Here is a 19,207-nt window from a genome sequence, read left to right on the forward strand (position 1 = left end):
TATGCTCGTATGCTCGTATGCTCGTATGCTCGTATGCTCGTATGCTCGTATGCTCGTATGCTCGTATGCTCGTATGCTCGTATGCAACAGTTTACCGCTCCCCCCAAAGGAAAGCAAAGTCCATCCTGTGAAAATGCATCAACAAGACTGCACCAAGCACACAATAGTTTCATCCCTTAACTTCTATAAAAATGTCCGATTCCAGAAAAACCTATGTTATAATCAGTTATTATGTTATTCCAATTATTCAGTGAATATTAATACAGAAAGGTGTTCATGCATGCTTGCAATTCTACTCTTGGGTTCACTTCTGCTCTTTAGTTTTTTATGGTACACCATTTATTGTGTCTCCAGACGATCTAACGATCCTGATCGATCAACAAAGCTAGTCCTACAAATTATTTTATTTATTTCAATACTAACTTTAATTATACAGGACTACATTCTAAAAGAAGATCCTTATAACAGCACTATAATTGTAGTTCTAATCATAACTTTAATATTCATCAGCTCTTTTAAGGATAAAAGTAAAAGCACCGCGGATAAAAATACATAAACTTTCGATTTCAAACCCAACTAAAACCTTCTTCATCCCTATCTCCACCAAAAAAAGGGGTGTTCCATTAGTCAGATGACTTAATGGAACACCCCTTCCTAAATTACCAAACAATCATTCGATGTAATTTTGGCTTTATAAAATGAACTCCAGCTACACAGTAACGGAGAGTGCAGAACCAATCTGAAGAAGCGAAGCTAAAAGCTTTCTGAAAGAAAGCTACTTCGTAAGCATCATCTCGCCTTTATCCCCGGATTTTACCCTTTAGAAAAGGGAATCAAAAAAATCCGGGGATAACAGCGATCGAAAGATGGTACTGCACTCGTAGTGCCCCCGTGTAAACAAAGCTCTTTAACCCACCCAACATTACATCGAATCCCTACCTAAACATCCCCCACAGCTTAATCAAATGAAACGTATTGTTTGGATCAATCTTCTGCGCGAGCACAAAAGCAACAAACTGCTCCTCCTGAGCTGTAGAGAAATTCTCATTCATAATGACTGCCGAAGACTTGACCAACCTTCTGACCTTGGCCTTATCTTGCAGATCAGACTTGGTCACGCCATCAATCAACTTTTTGATACGCTCTTTGACAGCGGGATTTTTCATCTTTAATTTGATCCGCTCCACCAGCTGCGGACTGATTCCATATTGTTGGTAACCCAAAACGTACAGCACCTCCCAAAGAATAAACTCACTTCTTATTCATATGTCGGGAGGGCTTGTACACTTGTCTTTTTTTACAAAGGTAATACGAAAAACCAGTCGCCATGGGCAGCTTTAGTCAATCAGATCACCTTTAAATACTTGCTGTTGCTGTAGAAAATCACGCAGAGGTGTATAGTCCACAGACGTCCAGAAATCCGCTTCTGCAATCAACTGGGATACATCATCTCTGGCCTGTTCCAACACAGCAAAATCAGCAACCATGTCGGCAAGACGGAACTCGGGCAATCCGCTCTGTTTTGTACCAAAGAAATCACCTGGACCCCGAAGATCCAGATCCCGACGCGATACTTCGAATCCATCCTCGGTTTCCGTCATGACCTTCATCCGCTCCTGTCCAACCTCCGTCTTGGGATCAGCAATGAGTACACAATAGGATGCATGGGCCCCACGACCAACCCGACCACGAAGCTGATGCAGCTGGGATAGACCGAAACGATCCGCATCCATAATGACCATTAACGTGGCATTCGGCACATCGACCCCAACCTCCACAACGGTAGTCGAGACGAGAAGCTGAATATCATTGCTGTAGAAGTCACGCATCATCTCTTCTTTCTCCGCAGCCGTCATCCGTCCGTGCAACAGACCTACACGATATTTCGGAAAGTTCTGCTGCATCTGCACATGCAGATCAATGGCATTCTGCACATCAAGCTTCTCCGACTCTTCAATAAGGGGACAGATCAGATAAGCCTGACGGCCCTGATCCACTTCTCTGGAAATAAACCCGAGCACCCGCTCCATCATATCGTGCTTGACCCAATACGTAGAGATCGGAATCCGTCCCTTCGGACGTTCTGAGATCGTGGATACTTCTATGTCACCAAAAGCCGTAATGGCAAGTGTCCGTGGAATTGGCGTAGCCGTCATCGTTAACACATCTGGATTATATCCTTTGCGTCGTAAAACGCTGCGCTGATTCACCCCGAAGCGATGCTGCTCGTCCGTCACCACAAGACCCAGATCACGGAAGAAAACATCTTCCTGAATCAGGGCGTGTGTACCCACCACGATATCAATCATGCCCATTTGCAACGAGGCGATCAGATCTTTACGTTTACGGCCATTTACACTGCCTGTTAACAGCCCTACGGTTACCCCAAATGGTTCAAACAGCTTTTGCAGTGAGCGCATATGCTGCTCCGCCAGAATCTCCGTAGGCACCATCAGAGCCCCCTGAAAACCGGATCGAACAGTTGTGTATAGCGCAATCGCCGCAATAACCGTTTTACCCGAACCTACATCGCCCTGCAATAACCGGTTCATTGCATAGGGCGAACGCATATCATGCAAAATTTCAAGCTCCACCTTTTTCTGAGCATCTGTCAGTTCAAAAGGTAAGCTACGTACAAACTCGCGAATCGTCGTATTATCCGTAGTATGTACCACGCCATCCATGCGATTTCGATTCAACGCACGATAAGCCTGCATTTTCAACTGGAATAGAAACAGCTCTTCATACACCATCCGCTGTCTCGCCTGCTGACCTTCCCGGTTGTCCTGCGGACGATGAATCCCCGCAATTGCCTGCTTGCGTGGCATCAAACTGTATTTCTTCATCAACGATTGGGGCAGAATCTCGGGAATCATATCACCGAATTGAACTAACCCCTGATTAATCGTTTTGCGCATCCATTGTTGCGTCAGTTTTCCGGTTACCGAATATACAGGTTGCAGTGTGCCTGAACGCCCGTCCCCTTTATCCGGGAATTCCGAGTCAGTCACCGTCATCTGCATACGCTTTTGTTCCCATTTCCCTGTGATCACAATCTCCCGATTGGGGGTAAGCTGTTCTTTGAGAAAATGGCGATTGAACCAGGTGGCGGTAATCATCCACTCTTCCGTCATGATCTTACAGGTGAGACGGGACTTTTTGCCGTATCGTTGTAATACAGGAATACCCATTACCTGTCCCTGGACCGTAATCTTGTCCCCATCCTTCACTTCACTAAGGGAACGCAGACGATAATCCTCATAACGGAACGGATAATATTCAAGCAGGTCTTTAACAGTAGAGATGCCAAAGGCGTGAAGCTCTCCCTCTTTGAGAGCACTCACGCCGTTAATTTGCTTAACTGATATTTCTTCCAATTTCATGTCTAATCCCTCATTCCGGAACAGGCCACATAAAGATCGCAATGACACCCGGTCCAACATGACTGCCTATTACGGCTCCAATATTGGTATAGATCACTTCATTCAGTGTAAAATGACCACGCAGCTGCTCTGCACAAGCGATCGCTGATCCCGGGTCAGCGGTATGACCTACCGCCAGGTTAACCCGTTTGCCTGCAAGATCCTTCTGGAACAGTTCAATAATGCGTGCCATTGCTTTTTTATGACCTCTGACTTTCTCAACTGCGTAGATCACGCCTTCTTCATCAATAGACAGGATCGGCTTAATGTTAAGCAGCGTTCCCAAGATGGCTGAAGCTTTGCCGATCCGACCACCCTTTTGCAGATACTCAAGGGTATCCACGAGAAAGAACAATTTACGAGATTGTTGCATCCCTTCAATAGCGGTAGCGATTTCGGCTGCTGACTTGCCCTGTTCGGCAAGTTCAGCAGCCTGTACTACCATCAGACCGTATCCATACGATGCTGACTTCGAATCCAGCACGGTGATGTCACCCTCACGCTCCAGCAAAGACTTGCCGAGCATGGCCGATTGATAGGTACCACTCATGCCGGATGACAGGTGGATCGATACAATCGGACGTTCGGGGTTCTCATCAAGCAGTGCTTGATATACATTCATGAAATCGGTTGGAGATGGCTGTGAAGTTGTAGGCAACACAGATACCTTCTTCAATTTTTCATAGAACTGTTCCGAAGTCAGATCAACGCCGTCCGCATACGTTTCTTCCCCGAACAGAACACGCAGCGGAACAATGTGAACCCCGTATTTGCGAATGAGTTCTTCTGGAATATCTGCCGTACTGTCCGTTACAATTGCAACCTTGTGGCTCATGACTCTCCTCCTCTTCGCTAAAGTGCTATAGTGCATGTTCAAGCAGTCAATTGGAGACTTTTTGAACAACCTCTATTAGGACTCCACGGAGAACAAGTAATAGTACACAGGCTGTCCTCCAAGATGTACCTCTACCTCAGCATCAGGATACTGTTCTTCAAGCCATGCAGCGAGGGCAGCGGTAACCTCAGGGTCAGCTTCTTCCCCTTCAAGGATCGTCACCACTTCATCTCCACTCTCCATCATCTGCTTGAGCAGACCTTCACATGCTTGAAGCATGGTTTCATCCGTCGCTACAATTTTGGAGTTATGAATACCGATATAGTGCCCCGCCTTAATATCTAATTCATCGTATTGCGTATCGCGAACCGCATGAGTCACTTGACCGGATTGCACCCGGCTAATCGCCTCGAGCATCTGGTCACGGTTCGTTTCTGCAGACTCATCCTCTTGGAAAGCAAAAGCCGCAGCCATTCCCTGTGGAATCGTCTTGCTTGGAATGACCGTAATCCGACGCTCGTCTTCAAGCAATTCACGAGCCTGCTCAGCAGCCAGTACAATGTTAGAATTGTTCGGGAGTATAAATACCTGCTCCGCAGCAATGGAACGAACGGCTTTCACAAAATCCTCCGTACTTGGATTCATCGTCTGTCCACCAGACAGAACGACATCGACGCCAAGACTTTGGAAGATCTCTGCAATACCATCACCGGAGGATACCGCAATAAAACCGTACGGTGCCATCTCATCCGCAGGAAGCACAGCCTCTTCAAGGCTACGCGCTGCCTCAGGTGGAATCTCTGCAAACAATTCAGGTGAAGGAGCAATGTCCATACCTGCCGTCAGGAGATCCCGATGCTGTTCACGCATATTGAGAATATGAATCTGTGTGATTTCACCATATTGAAGTGCCAGGTTTAAAACATCCCCTGGTGTCTTGGAATGGACATGAACTTTGATCACTTCATCATCGGCAATGATAATGATTGAATCCCCATTTACTGACAACGCTTTCCGGAATGCTTCGTCATCGAATGCCACTCCTGCGTTCTCTCCAAGCTCACGATTAATGAAGAATTCCATGTCATACAGGAATTCAATATCTTCCGTTTCCAATCTCGCCTGAGCGGACAACGGCATCTCTGGTGCAATCACCTGCTGCTGTGCAGGTTTCTTGACAACCACTTCTGCCAGTGCAGCCGGTTTCAAAGCAGATGCTGCCACGGATGGAGATACTTCTTTCTTCAGAGAAGTACGATTCACTCCGTCACTTTGAAGCAATACTTCCATAAAGCCCTCGTAGATATATACAAGCCCCTGACCACCTGAATCCACAACACCAACCTGTTTCAGTACAGGCAGCAATTCCGGAGTCATTGCCAGTGCTTCTTTTGCTTTTAACAAAACTTCATTCATTAATTCAGTAATATCATTCGTCCGTCTTGCGTAGTAATTGGCATGTTTAGCCGCTTCCTTGGCTACGGTAAGAATGGTCCCTTCAACGGGCTTTACGACAGCTTTGTAAGCTGCATCAACACCGTTCTGCAGGGCTGCTGCGAATTGGAGCGTATTCAGTTCCTCATAGGGAGCAGCTGAACGACTAAATCCACGGAACAATTGCGATAGAATAACTCCCGAATTTCCCCGTGCGCCCATAAGCAAGCCTTTCGATAAAATACCGGCAGCTTCGCCGATGGAGGCAGAACTTTTTCTTTTAATCTCTGCAACTCCTGCACTCATTGTCAAATTCATGTTCGTTCCCGTGTCACCATCCGGCACAGGGAAAACATTCAGGGAATTGACGTGCTCTGCATGCTGTCCAAGTTGTTCCGCTCCGGCAAGTACCATTGCGGTGAAATCTGTTCCATTTAAAGAACGTATACTCAAGTGAGAATTCCCCTTCCTAGCTTGATACACGAACACCTTGCACCAAGATGTGTCTGGTCTGTTCATGCGCTAACGCGGACTGCGTTATTCTTCGTCCATACCTTGTCCGGCACAGGCATACAATACATAATGTCAGCCGGATTAACGGTCTGGGCGGCCGGGCTACCAATATCCTGCACTCTCTGCACCCCTAACTTCGGGGCATACGGATATGCACCGGTATCAAGAGCCGGCATGAATGCCGCATGGAGACTGGTGCCAATGATGGAATGCCGCAGCTCACAGCGTTGCCAAAAAGCAGACCACCGACCTCTAAGTACGGTTTATTCTCCGACTTCCTCGCGGCAACAGCCTGTTCACCACTGTATTATGGACTATTCAACATTGTACTATATTAGACAGGAGAAATAAATAAAGTTTTTGGATCAGTTGACGAAGCTTTTTTGATTATGATATTATATTCAAGTATTGTTTTATGCAGGTTAAGTAATGGAAATGATCCGGTCATGCCGGCTTAAACAACACCATTAGCTACTGAAACCTGATCTTCTCGGTCAGGAAGAACAATTTAGTCCTTATGGAATGACTTCTCGTTTCCGAAGGCAACTGGTTATTTTAGGATAGGAGGTGTAATCTATGTCTCGCAAATGTTATGTGACAGGTAAGAAACCGGGCACCGGTAACCACGTATCCCACGCTAACAACCGTAACCGTCGTACTTGGGGCGTAAACGTTCAGAAGGTCCGCATTCTCGTTGACGGTAAACCAAAACGTGTATACGTAAGCACCCGTGCACTGAAAGCCGGTAAAGTGACTCGCGTATAATCACGCAAAGCTACTATAAATCGGGTAAGCAAAAAGCACCTTGTTCCTTGCAGGTGCTTTTTTGGTATTCAAAAAAGGAATACATGAATACGCTCATTAACATGTGAATGGCCGCCGCATGACGCTTCGCAGGTACGAATTCCAGATAAGCCTGAGCCAAAGCGGCGGTATTCCCTGTTACCTCATCAATCTGATCAGTTCTTTTGAAACGTATTAAGAATCGCCTTTACAAACCCTCCCAAAAACTTCGGCAGTTTGAATGTGTAAAATTTCATAATTCACCCTCCCCATCATGCTCATGCGTCCGCCGTATCCTATGCTTCAGGCCTTCTTTACCTCTAACACGACAAAAAAGGCTACATGAGAAACCTGCTCATGTAACCATATTTATGCGGAACCTTCGATCCCTATTCCACAATGACAAGCCCGAAGATCAGGTCATTTACGATTGGGTAGGAATATATTGATAGACAGCGATCATGAAAACACTCAGTAAATAATACAGTATGCTGAATATGACAAAAGTAACCCGATGTCCCGTACGATCAAATTTGCGGAAATACATAATAACAACGCCAACCCCGATCAATGATGTAATGGCGTTATACGGGGATTGAATAACCGCAAACAAAGCAAGCACAAGTCCCGTCGCGAGACTCGCAGCCATCGTCCACAGCGTCTCCTTGAGGGTCATAGATCAGCCTCCGTAGCTACGACGGATTTCAGTAATCGCGGCAGCACGATCCTCACGACCAAATACGGCACTTCCGGCAACGAGTACATCTGCTCCAGCTTCCACCACAAGCGGGGCTGTATCGGCAGCAATTCCGCCATCTACTTCGATATGTACATCATGGCGCCCCTTTTCGTTCAACCAAGTACGAATCTGCTTGATTTTGTTCATGGTACCCGAGATGAATGCCTGTCCGCCAAAACCAGGATTTACTGTCATGACAAGAACCATATCCACATCATCCAGAACTTCGAGAATGGCTGACGCTGGCGTTCCCGGATTTAGGGCAACCCCTGCCTTCACTCCCTGCTCCTTGATCAGATGAATAACCCGGTGCAGATGCACACAAGCCTCAGCATGAACCGTAATTACTGCTGCTCCCGCTTTGGCAAATTCCTCAACATAACGCTCCGGATTCTCAATCATCAAATGCACATCGAGCGGCAAACTTGTATGTGGAGCGATCGCCTTCACAATCGCAGGTCCAAGCGTAATATTAGGGACGAAATGACCGTCCATAACGTCAACATGAATCCAGTCTCCTCCTGCAGCTTGGGCTTCTGCAACTTCAGCACCAAGTCGGGCAAAATCAGCTGATAATATCGATGGGGCAATTTTAATCATGTTAATACCTCCGCTTCTTATCTTTCATTTCGGTCAGGAACAGCACATAGTGTTGATATCGGCTTTCGGAGATCAGACCTTCCTCCTTGGCCACAAGCACACGACAGCCTGGTTCATGTGTATGGGTACAACCTCGGAATTTGCACTGATCTGCAAACTGGGCGAATTCCCGGAAACAAGTGGAGAGTTCCTCCACACCGATCTCCAGAAAGTCCAGTTGGCTGAATCCTGGCGTATCCGCAACAAATCCACCATTATCCAACGGAATAAGCTCCACGTGCCTAGTGGTGTGTTTCCCTCGTCCTAGACGCATGCTGATCGCACTCGTCTCCAGCGTCAGCCCGGGCATCAATGCATTTAACATGGATGACTTGCCTACACCGGATTGACCAGAAAATACGCTAATCTTACCAGCGAGACGGTCTCTGAGCAGTTCACTGCCTTCACCGGTACGTGAACTTGTCGAGATTACTTCGTAACCAACCTGTTCATACAATGCTTTCACTTCAGCAACAGTGTCTTTGGCTGGATCAGCCAGATCCTGCTTGGTCAGCACAATCAGAGCATCCAGCCCAGCCTGCTCGATGTGAACGAGGAACTTGTCCAACAGATTCAGGTTCATATCCGGTTCTTTTACTGAAAATAACAGAACCGCCAAGCTTACGTTGGCTACCTGAGGACGGATGAGTTCCGTCTCACGCTTCCGGATTTCATCTACCGTTCCTTCTCCGTTCTCTGTCAGCATGTAGCTGACGCGGTCACCTACAAGCGGTGACGTTCCCCGTTTTCTGAAGATACCTCTGGCTCGACATTGAACGGCGGAACCTTCAACCGAAGGAACCCCGTTGTCTTCCACTGGCATGACATAATAGTAACCGCTTAGCGCTTTAACGATGATACCTTCTGGCATAGCTCCGTCGCCCTCCTTTAGATGGTGGTACATTTACTCCAGACGCCAGCATAAGCCGCCCTTATGGACGGCTTGATGCGTTAATGACTTCCTTTTTCTTCTCTTTTTCCTTACCTTGCCCTTTACCATTATTCATGGCAGAAGTGTCTTCATCTACATTGTCACCCTCACCGTCTGCCGGTGTGGACTCAGGTTCACCTTCCTGATTGGGATCAACACTGCCCTCATCTACGCTGCCTTCACCTGGATCAGGCTCATTTTCTGGCGGCGTTTGCGTGCTTTGTTCCGGGTCAATGGAAGGTACATTCACTGTTCCGTTTTTGGCTTCACTGTAGGAGACTAGATACGTATCCAGGAACTGTCCATCGCGATATACGGACACAGCCCCATTTTCATTTGGAGCGAGCACAAGTGGAATGGTCAAGATCTGGGTTGAGTTCACGGTGCGTGTTCCCCATTCCTGATTCTTGCCGCGTGCATCTTCATATGTGATACGGATTTTACTATTTTTGCCCTCTTCTTTGGGTGATACATTGATATTAAAAGGATATTGCAGTGCTTCAGGCGGATACCCTGTACTGATAAAGATCGTAATCTTATCGCCAGGACTCACCTCTGCGCCCGCTTCCACAGGCCATTGCTGCGTCACTTTGCCCTGGTCCACCGTATAACTTGATTCTTCCTGCACCTGAGCAAGCACAAGTCCCGCAGATTTCAGTTTTTCTTCGGCTTCACTGCGGGTAAGATTTTTCAGATCAGGCATTTTGACCGTTTCGGTACCTTTACTTACGGTTAACTCAATCTGAACTATCTCAGGATCGAATTCCTCATTGACACCAGGTGTCTGGGAAATAACAGTACCTGAAGCCACATCATTGGAGAACTCATCTTTTCGCTGAATCTGATCTTCTTTAATACCAAGTTTAGTCAATTTCTTGACAGCCTCATCATAAGGGTCTTGCTTGACATCAATCATCTTCACCAGTTCTTTTTCTGCACCAACACTGATCTGGACCTCGGAACCTTCTTTGACGACATCGCCTTCTTTTCTGCTCTGCTCAAAGACAATCCCGGGTTCGACATCTTCCTGATACAGACGGATGACCTCATCACTGACGACGAGTCCTTTCTCCTCAAGCATTTCCCGAGCCTTTTCTTCCGTCTGGGTAATCACGTTAGGTACGGTTACTTCAGGTACAACCAGCATCCCCTTGACATACCATACAACGCCCACCATGGCGATTAGAATAAGAACAGTTAATGAAATGAGTAGTGTTGGCTTCTTCCAGCTCTTGGCTTTCGCCTTACCCTTGCCAGTTACTTCGTCAGACTCCATCACAGGCACTGCCCCCGTCGATGTAACTCCGCGCGGTTCAGGCTTGATGGCTGGCATAACGCGAGTCTGGTCTATGTCATCCTCATCCGGAAAATCAATCTTCGTTTCATTACGTCTCTCCGGCATCAGGCAAGTTTCCAGATCCGTCTGCATCTCTTTGGCCGACTGATAACGTTCCTGCGGATTTTTACGCATGGATTTTAAGATGACATTTTCCACACTTTGCGGAATCAATGGATTGAATTTACGTGGTTCATCGAACTCTTCCTGCAAATGCTTCAATGCTACACTGATTGGACTTTCACCCAGAAACGGAAGTTGCCCAGTCAGCATTTGATAGAGTACGATCCCAAGAGAATATAAGTCCGATTTTTCACCAGTAACGATGCCTTTGGCATGCTCCGGTGAGAAGTAATGTACAGAACCAACTACAGAACCCGTCTGTGTGATCGTTGTAGATGTAACGGCACGAGCGATCCCGAAATCCGTTACCTTCACGCGGCCATTCCGGCCAATTAATATATTATGGGGTTTGATATCCCGATGAATAATTTGATTATGATGTGCATGATCAAGAGCATCTGCAATCTGGGAAGCGATTCGGACCGATTCGTCCACCTGCAGAGGTGCGCGCTCTTTAATAATTTCATTCAGGTTTTTGCCTTCCACATACTCCATGACAATATAATGAACGTCATCTTCCTGCCCCACGTCATAAATACTGACTACATTCGGATGAGAAAGTGATGCTGCCGATTGTGCTTCCCTGCGGAAACGGCGAATAAACTCTTCGTCATGCACAAACTGTTGTCTAAGGACTTTGATCGCTACATTCCGGTTCAGCAGAAGATCCTGAGCTTTGTACACGAGAGCCATGCCGCCACCGCCGACACGCTCAATCACTTCATAGCGTCCGCCTAGCTGGTGCCCAATCATGACTCACACCCCGTTTCCGTATCCACGGAACCTTCCTTCTGCAACTCAAACAATGCAACCGTGATGTTGTCATCTCCCCCAGCAAGTAAAGCCAACTGAAGCAGTCGGTCTGCACGATCTTCCAATGCCAGTTCCAGATTGCCGGCAACCTGAATAATCTGCTCATTGCTAACCAGGTTACTGAGACCGTCACTGCACAAGAGCAGAACTTCGCCTTCCTCCAGCTTGACGGTATCCAGATCCACCTTCACTTCAGCATCTGTTCCAAGGGCACGCGTCAGCACGTTACGACGGGGATGATGAGACACATCCTCTTTGCTGATCTGGCCATTTTTGAACAATTCATTCACCAGTGTATGGTCTTCGGTTAGCTGGATCACAGCTTTGTTCGCAATTTTGTAGGCTCTGCTATCACCGATGTGTCCAATAACACCTTCCGTATCGTTCAATAAAGCCGCAACCACCGTTGTTCCCATGTTGTGATACTTGTCATCTGTTGATGCCGTGCGGAAGATAACTTCGTTGGCATGCAAAATAGCATCGCTGAGAGCCGCAGACAGAGACGCATGTGACAGACCTGGTTCCAGTGTTCCCAGATCTTTCACCAACGTCTCTACTGCCAAGCGGCTTGCCGTATCCCCTGCAAGATGTCCACCCATGCCATCGGCAACAATCCCCAGAATATATCCTGTATCGAGATTACGAATCCAGGCTGAATCCTCATTCACCGAACGCACTCGTCCGATATGGCTCACATGAACTGTTTTGATCAAAACGTTCTCACCTCAACTCCATATGCTTTGCACGAAGCTGACCGCAAGCGGCAGCAATATCATGTCCCTGTTCACGACGAATGGTTACATTAACACCCTGTTCCGAGAGAATCTTCTGAAAATTGAAAATGTCGCTTCTCGATGTTCTTACATACTTGCGTTCTGGAACATGGTTAACCGGAATCAGATTCACGTGGCACAACATGTTCTTAAGCACGCTTGCCAGTTCTGCTGCGTGCTCTGGCTGGTCGTTCACCCCACCAATGAGTGCATACTCAAACGTAATTCTCCGACCTGTTTTGGCCAGATAATAACGAAGAGACTCCATTACATCTTCAAAAGGAAAACGACGGTTAACCGGCATCAATTTCGAACGCAATGCATCATTTGGTGCATGGATCGAAATGGCGAGGTTAATCTGTGTATCTTCATCTGCAAACTTGTAGATGTTCGGAACGATTCCGCTCGTGGATACCGTGATGTGACGCTGACCGATGTTCAGCCCTTTTTCATGAATCATAATGCGCAGGAAAGTCATCGTAGCTTCATAGTTTTCGAAAGGCTCACCCGAACCCATGATTACAATGCTGCTGACACGCTCGCCGCGTTCATCCAGAATTTTCTGAGCCTGCACAACCTGGGCAACAATCTCCCCAGCCGTAAGGTTACGCTTGAGTCCACCCAATGTGGATGCACAGAATGTACAACCAATACGACATCCAACCTGTGTGGTTACACAGATGCTGTTCCCGTAGTTATGCTTCATGATTACTGTCTCAATAGCATGATCATCATGAAGACCAAAGAGGAATTTAACCGTTCCATCCTTGGATTCAAATTTTGTAATTTCCTTAAGCGTTACAAATTCAAATTGCTCTGTCAGCTTCTCACGCAATGGCTTGGACAGATTCGTCATTTCACTAAAATCATTCACGCGTTTTACATAAATCCAGTCAAAGATTTGACCACCGCGAAACGCCGGTTCCCCATTCTCCACAGCCCATTGCTGCAGTTCTTCCAGGGAATAATCATATATAAAAGGTTTCATTTTGTTGTCAACACCTATTCCTTCTTTTCTTTTCGTTTGGCTTCCATCTTTTCGTTCCATTCGTCCTATTCTATCACAAAGACCGCTTTACATCCATGTATACCCTTGATATCTGTACTTCATGCATTATAACACCTCAATGCGACCATCGCACCCTGTCATCACTTTTCTCTGACAAATATATCGAAGTCCCATCACAAAGAAATCCGCCGAAGTTCCCCTCGGCGGTCATACTTCCGTGCTCTATTAAACTGTTATTCCGCTGTTTTTGTCAACCGTGCGATGAAAAATCCGTCGCTGTGAGCGTATTGTGGCAAAAGCTGAATACCACCGTTCACAACCTTCAAGTTCGCTGTCTCCGATTCAGACCAGACGGATGTTTCTGCTGGACGATATTCCGGATGTCGATTCAAGAAGTCTGCAACCATATCCTCATTCTCAGCAGGCTCAATCGTACACGTGCTATACACCAGAATACCACCTAGTTTTAACAACGGCGCAACATGATCAAGCAATTCACGCTGCAAGCCTGCGATATCTTCGATATCTTTTACGGTTTTGGTCCATTTCACATCAGGCTTGCGGCGAATAACACCCAGACCGGAACATGGTGCATCCAGCAAAATCCGGTCAAACGACGCTTCCGGGTACCGTTCATTCAGGTCTAGCGCATCTCCAGTTACAGCATCGATACAGCTCAGACCGAGACGCTCCGCCTGATCCAGGATCAGCTGGCGCTTGTGAGCATGTAAATCGTTAGCGACAATACGACCACGATCGTGCATTTTCTCCGCCATGTGAGCTGTTTTACCACCTGGAGCTGCGCAGCAATCCAATACAAGTTGGTCTTCTTCCGGCGCAACCGCTTCAGCTACGAGCATGGAACTTTCGTCCTGTACGGAGAAGAAGCCATCCCGATACCAGGACGTTAGTGCCATATTCCCGCCACTGCGTACAAGAATTCCATCGGAACTCAGCTGGGAAGCTTCAACAACTGCACCTGTGCTGGTCATCTCATGCATCAGTTTCTCCCGCGTGATCATCGTGGTGTTGACCCGAACACTCACCGCTGGCGGCTCATTATTCGCACGACAGATGGCTTCTGCCGTCTCCTCACCGTACTGGGCAATCCAGCGCTCAACCATCCATAACGGGTGGGAATGCTCAAGAGAGATACGTTCGGCAACGGGTAGATGTTCTGGAATACGAAGTTCATCCCGATTGCGGATCATATTGCGCAGCACACCATTCACCATGCCCGAGATCCCCTGATGGCCCAGTTTCTTCGCCAGATTAACCGCTTCGCTAACCACGGCATGTTCCGGAATACGATCCAGGTAGATCATCTGATATACACTGATCCGAAGCAGGCTACGAACCCAAGGTTGTAGTTTGGATACTCCTTTTGCAACGAAACGTTCCAAGTAATAATCAAGTGTATTCAATCTAGCGATTGTTCCGTACACTAATTCGGTAGCTAGTCCAGCATCCGCAGGGCTTAAATCCGCCTCTTTCAGACGACGGTTCAACTCCAGATTACTATATGCTCCATCTTGCTCAACAGCGCTAAGAACCTTCACCGCCAAAGCACGAGCAGAAGTTTTCGGTTTCTGGGAGCGAGATGCACCATTTGCGGAAGCATTTCCTGCGCCACCCGATTTCCCCGGATTCGGACGACGATTTCCTTCGCGCCCAGATGCATTTGCTACAGCTTTATGACCTTGTCCTGACGAACGCCCTGGTGTATTACCGCTCATCGCAGCACCGTTCCAGGTTTCAGTGTACCGCCACGGGCAAAGTCAGCGGCTTGCATCACCTTTTTCCCCGCAGGTTGCACCTCAGTCAACCAGAGAGATCCATTGCCTGTACACACTTCAATACCTGCCTTATTCAACTGCAGCACCGTTCCCGGCTCTGCTTGTCCAGCATCCGAAGAAGAGGTTATGTTCGAATGATCCGGATTGGCGGCCGCCCAGACTTTGAAGACCTGATCATCCCACATCGTAAATGCACCCGAGAATGGCACAAGACCACGGATCTGATTGAATAATTCGCGTGATGTGCGACTCCAGTCCATCTTCTCGTCTTCCCGAGTCAGATTGCGCGCATACGAAGCCTCGGCATCATCCTGAGGGACAGCCGTTGTTTCGCCTGCAATCAATCGTGGCATTTCAGCCAGTAGCAATCTAGAGCCTGCCTCACTTAGTTTGTCAAACATCGTTCCTGATGTATCTTCATCCGTAATCGGCAGTTGCACATACGAGATCATATCTCCCGTATCCAGGCCTTCAGCCATATACATTAATGTGACTCCTGTCACGGATTCCCCGTTAATAATGGAACGTTGGATCGGGGCTCCCCCCCGATATTTCGGCAAAAGAGAGCCATGCACGTTCACACAACCGCGAACAGGCATATCCAGCACGGCTTTGGGCAGAATCTGCCCGAATGCCGCGGTAACGATCAGATCCGGCTTCCATTCAGCCAAGCGAGCTACGGCTTCCGGATCACGCAGTTTAACAGGCTGAAACACCGGCAGACCGTGGCGTTCTGCTGCGGCCTTAACCGGTGTTGGCGTAAGTACTTTTTTGCGCCCCTGTGGTTTATCAGGTTGAGTCACCACACCCACCACATTGTATCCCTCTGCCATCAGCATATCGAGAGAAGGAACTGCAAATTCAGGTGTTCCCATAAAAACAATATTCAAATCAATCACTCCTTAATTACGACGCGGTCCCGTTTGATCTGCTGCAATTTCGTACACTTTCTCGGCGATATCCGTAAAGAGTACGCCATCCAGATGATCAATTTCATGCTGGAATGCACGGGACAACAGGCCACTACCCGTAATAATCAACTCTTTGCCTTCACGATCCAGACCCTTGACCGTAACGGTCTCAAAACGACGAACGTCACCATTAATTCCAGGGATACTCAGACAACCTTCCGGTCCGAATTGCTCTCCCTCACTTGCGATAATCTCAGGGTTAATCATCTTGATCAGTCCTTGCTCATCACCAGCGTCAATAACGATCAGACGTTTCAAAATGCCGACCTGTGGCGCAGCAAGACCCACACCTTCCGCATCGTACATGGTATCAGCCATATCATCCAGCAATTTTTGTACATTCGGTGTAATTTTCGGTACTTCTTTGGCTCTCTTGTGGAGCACCTCATCTGGTTCTTGAACGATAATGCGAATCGACATGTTGTAAGCACCTTCCTAATCCTCATCATAATTTCAGGACGATATTCTTTATTTTTGGTGTATTCATTTTTAATCTATGTTTATACCGCTTGTTTACATCCGCATTGCTGCAAAATGCTTACATTAACATTTGCGGGTCTACATCCAGACTAATGAGCAGTTTTTGCGCCTGAACATCATCGTCCATGCGCCGGGCTGTTGCCAGAGCAAGTCCGATGGCGTCTACATCCCCCCGCCATTTTATCATACATTGGAATCTGTATCTATTCTTGATCCGTGGAATCGGGGACGCTACCGGCCCAAGCACATCAAAGGCATCATTGCTGAAACGATCCAGACTGCCGAGCCATCCTGCTGCATTAGCCTTCTCCTTCAGTATTCGCGTGTAGTTCTCGGCAAGACGAATCAATACCGGAAGTTGTTCATGCGAAAAGGTCACCAGAATCAGGCGACAGTATGGCGGATATTGCAGATTGCGACGGTGCAGCAACTCCTCACGTACAAACGACACATAGTCATGCTGACTCGCATGCCCAATGGAGTAATGCTCCGGCGTATAGGACTGAACGAACACCTCACCAGGCAGTTGGTGACGACCCGCTCGGCCAGCTACCTGTGTTAGTAACTGAAACGTTTTTTCCGCAGCACGGAAATCAGGTAAATTCAGTGCTGAATCCGCTGTTATCACGCCAACCAGGGTTACATCCGGGAAATCAAGTCCCTTCGCAACCATCTGGGTGCCTAGCAACACGTCTGCTTTTTTCTCACGAAACTGTTTCAGCAGCTTCTCGTGAGCCCCTTTTTCCGTTGTCGTATCCACATCCATCCGAATGACCCGAATGCCCGGAAAGAGCTTCGCAAGCTCTTCCTCGACCCGCTGTGTACCAGTACCGAAGTATCGAATATGCTCACTTCCACAATCCGGACACACTTCAGGAGCCGCTTCCGCATACCCGCAGTAATGACAACGGAGATTATTCGAGCGCTGATGATACGTCAATGAAATATCACATTCGGGACAACCTGCCACATATCCACAACTTCGGCACATCACAAAGGTCGAATATCCACGGCGGTTCAGCAGAAGCACCGTCTGTTCACCACGTTCCAAGCGCTCCTCCAGCCCTTTGTGCAAAGCCCTGCTGAACATGGAACGGTTGCCATCCTTCAATTCTTCGCGCATGTCAACAATTCGTACTTCAGGCAACTTGTTCCCCAGTGCCCGTGTTGGCATCTCCAGCAAGAGTGGTGCAAAATCATCGTTGCTCTGCGAGCGTGCCGCATAGTAACTTTCCAGCGAAGGTGTCGCTGAACCCAGAACAACCACGGCCTGATGCTGCTGTGCTCTTTTTACGGCTACATCCCGGGCATGATATTTTGGAGTTTCCTCCTGTTTGTAAGAAGTCTCGTGTTCCTCATCCATAATGATCAGCCCTAGCCGACTGAACGGAGCAAATACGGCTGAACGCGCCCCAATCGCAACCTTCACCTGACCCTCACGAATCTTGCGCCATTCATCATAACGTTCACCACCAGACAGACGACTGTGCATGACAGCAACCTGGTCGCCGAAGCGTCCTTTGAAACGTTCTACCATTTGCGGGGTCAGTGCAATTTCGGGCACCAATACGATGGCCTGTCGATCCTGCTCGATGCATTGTTGAATGGTTTGAAGATAGACTTCCGTCTTGCCACTGCCCGTGACACCATGCAGCAAAAATACCCCATGGCGTTGTTCCTGCAATCGGCCATTGATATTGTCGTAGACATGCTTCTGTTCATTGGTCAGAACCAGAGGTTCAGTCGCTTTGAACTTCCTGCCCTGATAAGGGTCACGGAAGACCTCAACGTCCTCGGTGACGATCAGTCCCTTTTCCTCAAGCCCCTTAATCGTTGCGGCCGATACCTGCAGTGTAGATAACACTTCTTTCATCGGCATGGGCAGCAGTTCTTTCATTTCCAGCAAAAAAGCCAGAATCTCCTTCTGGCGCTGTGCTTTCGCCGGGAACGATGCAAGTGCTTCCTGAGCAGCAGCGATATCTACAGCCAGATCAACGGACTTCATCGTTTTCTTATTCAATTTGTCCTTGATGGCCTGACTTTCCAGCAGTACACCACCAAGCAATAATTTCTTAATTAGTGCAGCATGATTGGGATATTTTCGACTCAGTTGTTGCAGCGGTACCTGACCCCGACTTTTGACAAAACGGATGATATCCTGCTGTACTTTCTCGGTCGTAGACTCTTCTCCCCAAACAAATAACACCTCATCATCCGGTTGTGCACCCGCCATCTGTCCATCAAGTGCATCTCCCAGCGAGATGTAGCGTTCTGCTTTCCCCTTCAATGCCGTCGGCACCATGACCTGCAATGACAAAATCCGGTTACTGGCATATCGTCCACTCATCCATTCGGCCAACTCAACCAAATCCTTTGATAACGGGGGAACAATGTCCAGTAACTCCTGAATCTGCTTAAGCTTGAATGTTTCCTCTCCGGTACGCGGCACAAGATCAATCACGAATCCCTGCACCGTCCGATGACCAAAAGGTACACCCACCCGGCTGCCAATCTCGATCCATTCTCTCATCGATTCAGGTACCAGGTAATCAAACGGCCGGTCTGTTTCCTTCACGGGAACATCGACTATGACCTTGGCAATCTCCATAT

General features: G+C 47.8%; 16 protein-coding genes. 1 reads left to right on the forward strand and 15 read right to left on the reverse strand.

The genetic code is table 11. The features are described from left to right. Positions 1-935: 935 nt before the first annotated feature. The 4 genes from HF638_RS18495 to HF638_RS18510 form a co-directional block, all read right to left on the reverse strand. A complete protein-coding gene (locus HF638_RS18495) occupies positions 936-1,223 on the reverse strand; it encodes a stage VI sporulation protein F (protein ID WP_062835347.1) in 288 nt (95 codons plus the stop codon). 114 nt (positions 1,224-1,337) lie between these two features. Continuing rightward, positions 1,338-3,383 (reverse strand): ATP-dependent DNA helicase RecG, encoded by a 2,046-nt coding sequence (recG, locus tag HF638_RS18500; RefSeq protein ID WP_062835348.1) that lies wholly within the window; start codon positions 3,381-3,383, stop codon positions 1,338-1,340. A gap of 10 nt (positions 3,384-3,393) precedes the next feature. Continuing rightward, on the reverse strand, positions 3,394-4,257 hold the full coding sequence (locus HF638_RS18505; RefSeq protein ID WP_169481515.1) for a DegV family protein: 864 nt from the start codon (positions 4,255-4,257) through the stop codon (positions 3,394-3,396). 75 nt (positions 4,258-4,332) lie between these two features. After that, positions 4,333-6,144, reverse strand: a complete 1,812-nt coding sequence (locus tag HF638_RS18510) for a DAK2 domain-containing protein (protein ID WP_169481516.1) — start codon at positions 6,142-6,144, stop codon at positions 4,333-4,335. A gap of 636 nt (positions 6,145-6,780) precedes the next feature. Between HF638_RS18510 and rpmB the strand changes: the two genes are divergently transcribed. Beyond that, positions 6,781-6,969 (forward strand): 50S ribosomal protein L28, encoded by a 189-nt coding sequence (gene rpmB / locus HF638_RS18515; RefSeq protein WP_017687459.1) that lies wholly within the window; start codon positions 6,781-6,783, stop codon positions 6,967-6,969. 194 nt (positions 6,970-7,163) lie between these two features. Here the strand turns inward: rpmB and spoVM are convergent, their stop codons facing one another. The 11 genes from spoVM to priA all read right to left on the reverse strand — a co-directional run bounded on the left by spoVM (position 7,164) and on the right by priA (position 19,205). Next, positions 7,164-7,244: a stage V sporulation protein SpoVM gene (gene spoVM / locus HF638_RS18520; protein ID WP_019424875.1), complete on the reverse strand. Its 81-nt coding sequence runs from the start codon at positions 7,242-7,244 to the stop codon at positions 7,164-7,166. A gap of 167 nt (positions 7,245-7,411) precedes the next feature. Continuing rightward, a complete protein-coding gene (locus HF638_RS18525) occupies positions 7,412-7,663 on the reverse strand; it encodes a hypothetical protein (RefSeq protein WP_169481517.1) in 252 nt (83 codons plus the stop codon). A gap of 3 nt (positions 7,664-7,666) precedes the next feature. Beyond that, positions 7,667-8,326 carry a ribulose-phosphate 3-epimerase gene (gene rpe, locus HF638_RS18530; protein ID WP_017687456.1) on the reverse strand — a complete coding sequence of 220 codons (660 nt, stop codon included), beginning with the start codon at positions 8,324-8,326 and terminating at the stop codon, positions 7,667-7,669. A gap of 1 nt (position 8,327) precedes the next feature. After that, positions 8,328-9,236, reverse strand: a complete 909-nt coding sequence (gene rsgA, locus HF638_RS18535; protein WP_169481518.1) for a ribosome small subunit-dependent GTPase A — start codon at positions 9,234-9,236, stop codon at positions 8,328-8,330. A gap of 61 nt (positions 9,237-9,297) precedes the next feature. Further along, entirely contained in the window at positions 9,298-11,508 is a 2,211-nt protein-coding gene (pknB, locus tag HF638_RS18540; RefSeq protein WP_169481519.1) for a Stk1 family PASTA domain-containing Ser/Thr kinase, read from the reverse strand. Next, a complete protein-coding gene (locus HF638_RS18545; RefSeq protein ID WP_169481520.1) occupies positions 11,505-12,281 on the reverse strand; it encodes a Stp1/IreP family PP2C-type Ser/Thr phosphatase in 777 nt (258 codons plus the stop codon). The genes pknB and HF638_RS18545 overlap by 4 nt, the downstream gene beginning before the upstream one ends. A 7-nt stretch (positions 12,282-12,288) precedes the next feature. Beyond that, positions 12,289-13,329 carry a dual-specificity RNA methyltransferase RlmN gene (rlmN, locus tag HF638_RS18550; RefSeq protein ID WP_062836114.1) on the reverse strand — a complete coding sequence of 347 codons (1,041 nt, stop codon included), beginning with the start codon at positions 13,327-13,329 and terminating at the stop codon, positions 12,289-12,291. A 254-nt stretch (positions 13,330-13,583) separates the two neighbouring features. Then, the gene (gene rsmB, locus HF638_RS18555; protein WP_169481521.1) at positions 13,584-15,086 is read right to left on the reverse strand and encodes a 16S rRNA (cytosine(967)-C(5))-methyltransferase RsmB; all 1,503 of its coding nucleotides are present in this window, start codon (positions 15,084-15,086) and stop codon (positions 13,584-13,586) included. Then, a complete protein-coding gene (fmt, locus tag HF638_RS18560) occupies positions 15,083-16,036 on the reverse strand; it encodes a methionyl-tRNA formyltransferase (RefSeq protein ID WP_169481522.1) in 954 nt (317 codons plus the stop codon). The genes rsmB and fmt overlap by 4 nt, the downstream gene beginning before the upstream one ends. A gap of 12 nt (positions 16,037-16,048) precedes the next feature. Further along, positions 16,049-16,537: a peptide deformylase gene (def, locus tag HF638_RS18565; protein ID WP_169481523.1), complete on the reverse strand. Its 489-nt coding sequence runs from the start codon at positions 16,535-16,537 to the stop codon at positions 16,049-16,051. Positions 16,538-16,655: 118 nt separating this feature from the next. After that, positions 16,656-19,205 (reverse strand): primosomal protein N', encoded by a 2,550-nt coding sequence (gene priA / locus HF638_RS18570; RefSeq protein WP_169481524.1) that lies wholly within the window; start codon positions 19,203-19,205, stop codon positions 16,656-16,658. Positions 19,206-19,207 lie beyond the last annotated feature (2 nt).

Origin of the sequence: Paenibacillus sp. SZ31 (assembly GCF_012912005.1) — a bacterium.
Classification (GTDB): domain Bacteria; phylum Bacillota; class Bacilli; order Paenibacillales; family Paenibacillaceae; genus Paenibacillus.

Excerpts from the sequence above, each read along its gene's own strand:
- recG (WP_062835348.1), bottom strand. The coding sequence starts at position 3,383 with ATGAAATTGGAAGAAATATCAGTTAAGCAAATTAACGGCGTGAGTGCT.
- HF638_RS18505 (WP_169481515.1), bottom strand. The coding sequence starts at position 4,257 with ATGAGCCACAAGGTTGCAATTGTAACGGACAGTACGGCAGATATTCCA.
- rpmB (WP_017687459.1), top strand. The coding sequence starts at position 6,781 with ATGTCTCGCAAATGTTATGTGACAGGTAAGAAACCGGGCACCGGTAAC.
- spoVM (WP_019424875.1), bottom strand. The coding sequence starts at position 7,244 with ATGAAATTTTACACATTCAAACTGCCGAAGTTTTTGGGAGGGTTTGTA.
- HF638_RS18525 (WP_169481517.1), bottom strand. The coding sequence starts at position 7,663 with ATGACCCTCAAGGAGACGCTGTGGACGATGGCTGCGAGTCTCGCGACG.
- rpe (WP_017687456.1), bottom strand. The coding sequence starts at position 8,326 with ATGATTAAAATTGCCCCATCGATATTATCAGCTGATTTTGCCCGACTT.
- rsgA (WP_169481518.1), bottom strand. The coding sequence starts at position 9,236 with ATGCCAGAAGGTATCATCGTTAAAGCGCTAAGCGGTTACTATTATGTC.
- pknB (WP_169481519.1), bottom strand. The coding sequence starts at position 11,508 with ATGATTGGGCACCAGCTAGGCGGACGCTATGAAGTGATTGAGCGTGTC.
- rlmN (WP_062836114.1), bottom strand. The coding sequence starts at position 13,329 with ATGAAACCTTTTATATATGATTATTCCCTGGAAGAACTGCAGCAATGG.
- rsmB (WP_169481521.1), bottom strand. The coding sequence starts at position 15,086 with ATGAGCGGTAATACACCAGGGCGTTCGTCAGGACAAGGTCATAAAGCT.
- def (WP_169481523.1), bottom strand. The coding sequence starts at position 16,537 with ATGTCGATTCGCATTATCGTTCAAGAACCAGATGAGGTGCTCCACAAG.
- priA (WP_169481524.1), bottom strand. The coding sequence starts at position 19,205 with ATGGAGATTGCCAAGGTCATAGTCGATGTTCCCGTGAAGGAAACAGAC.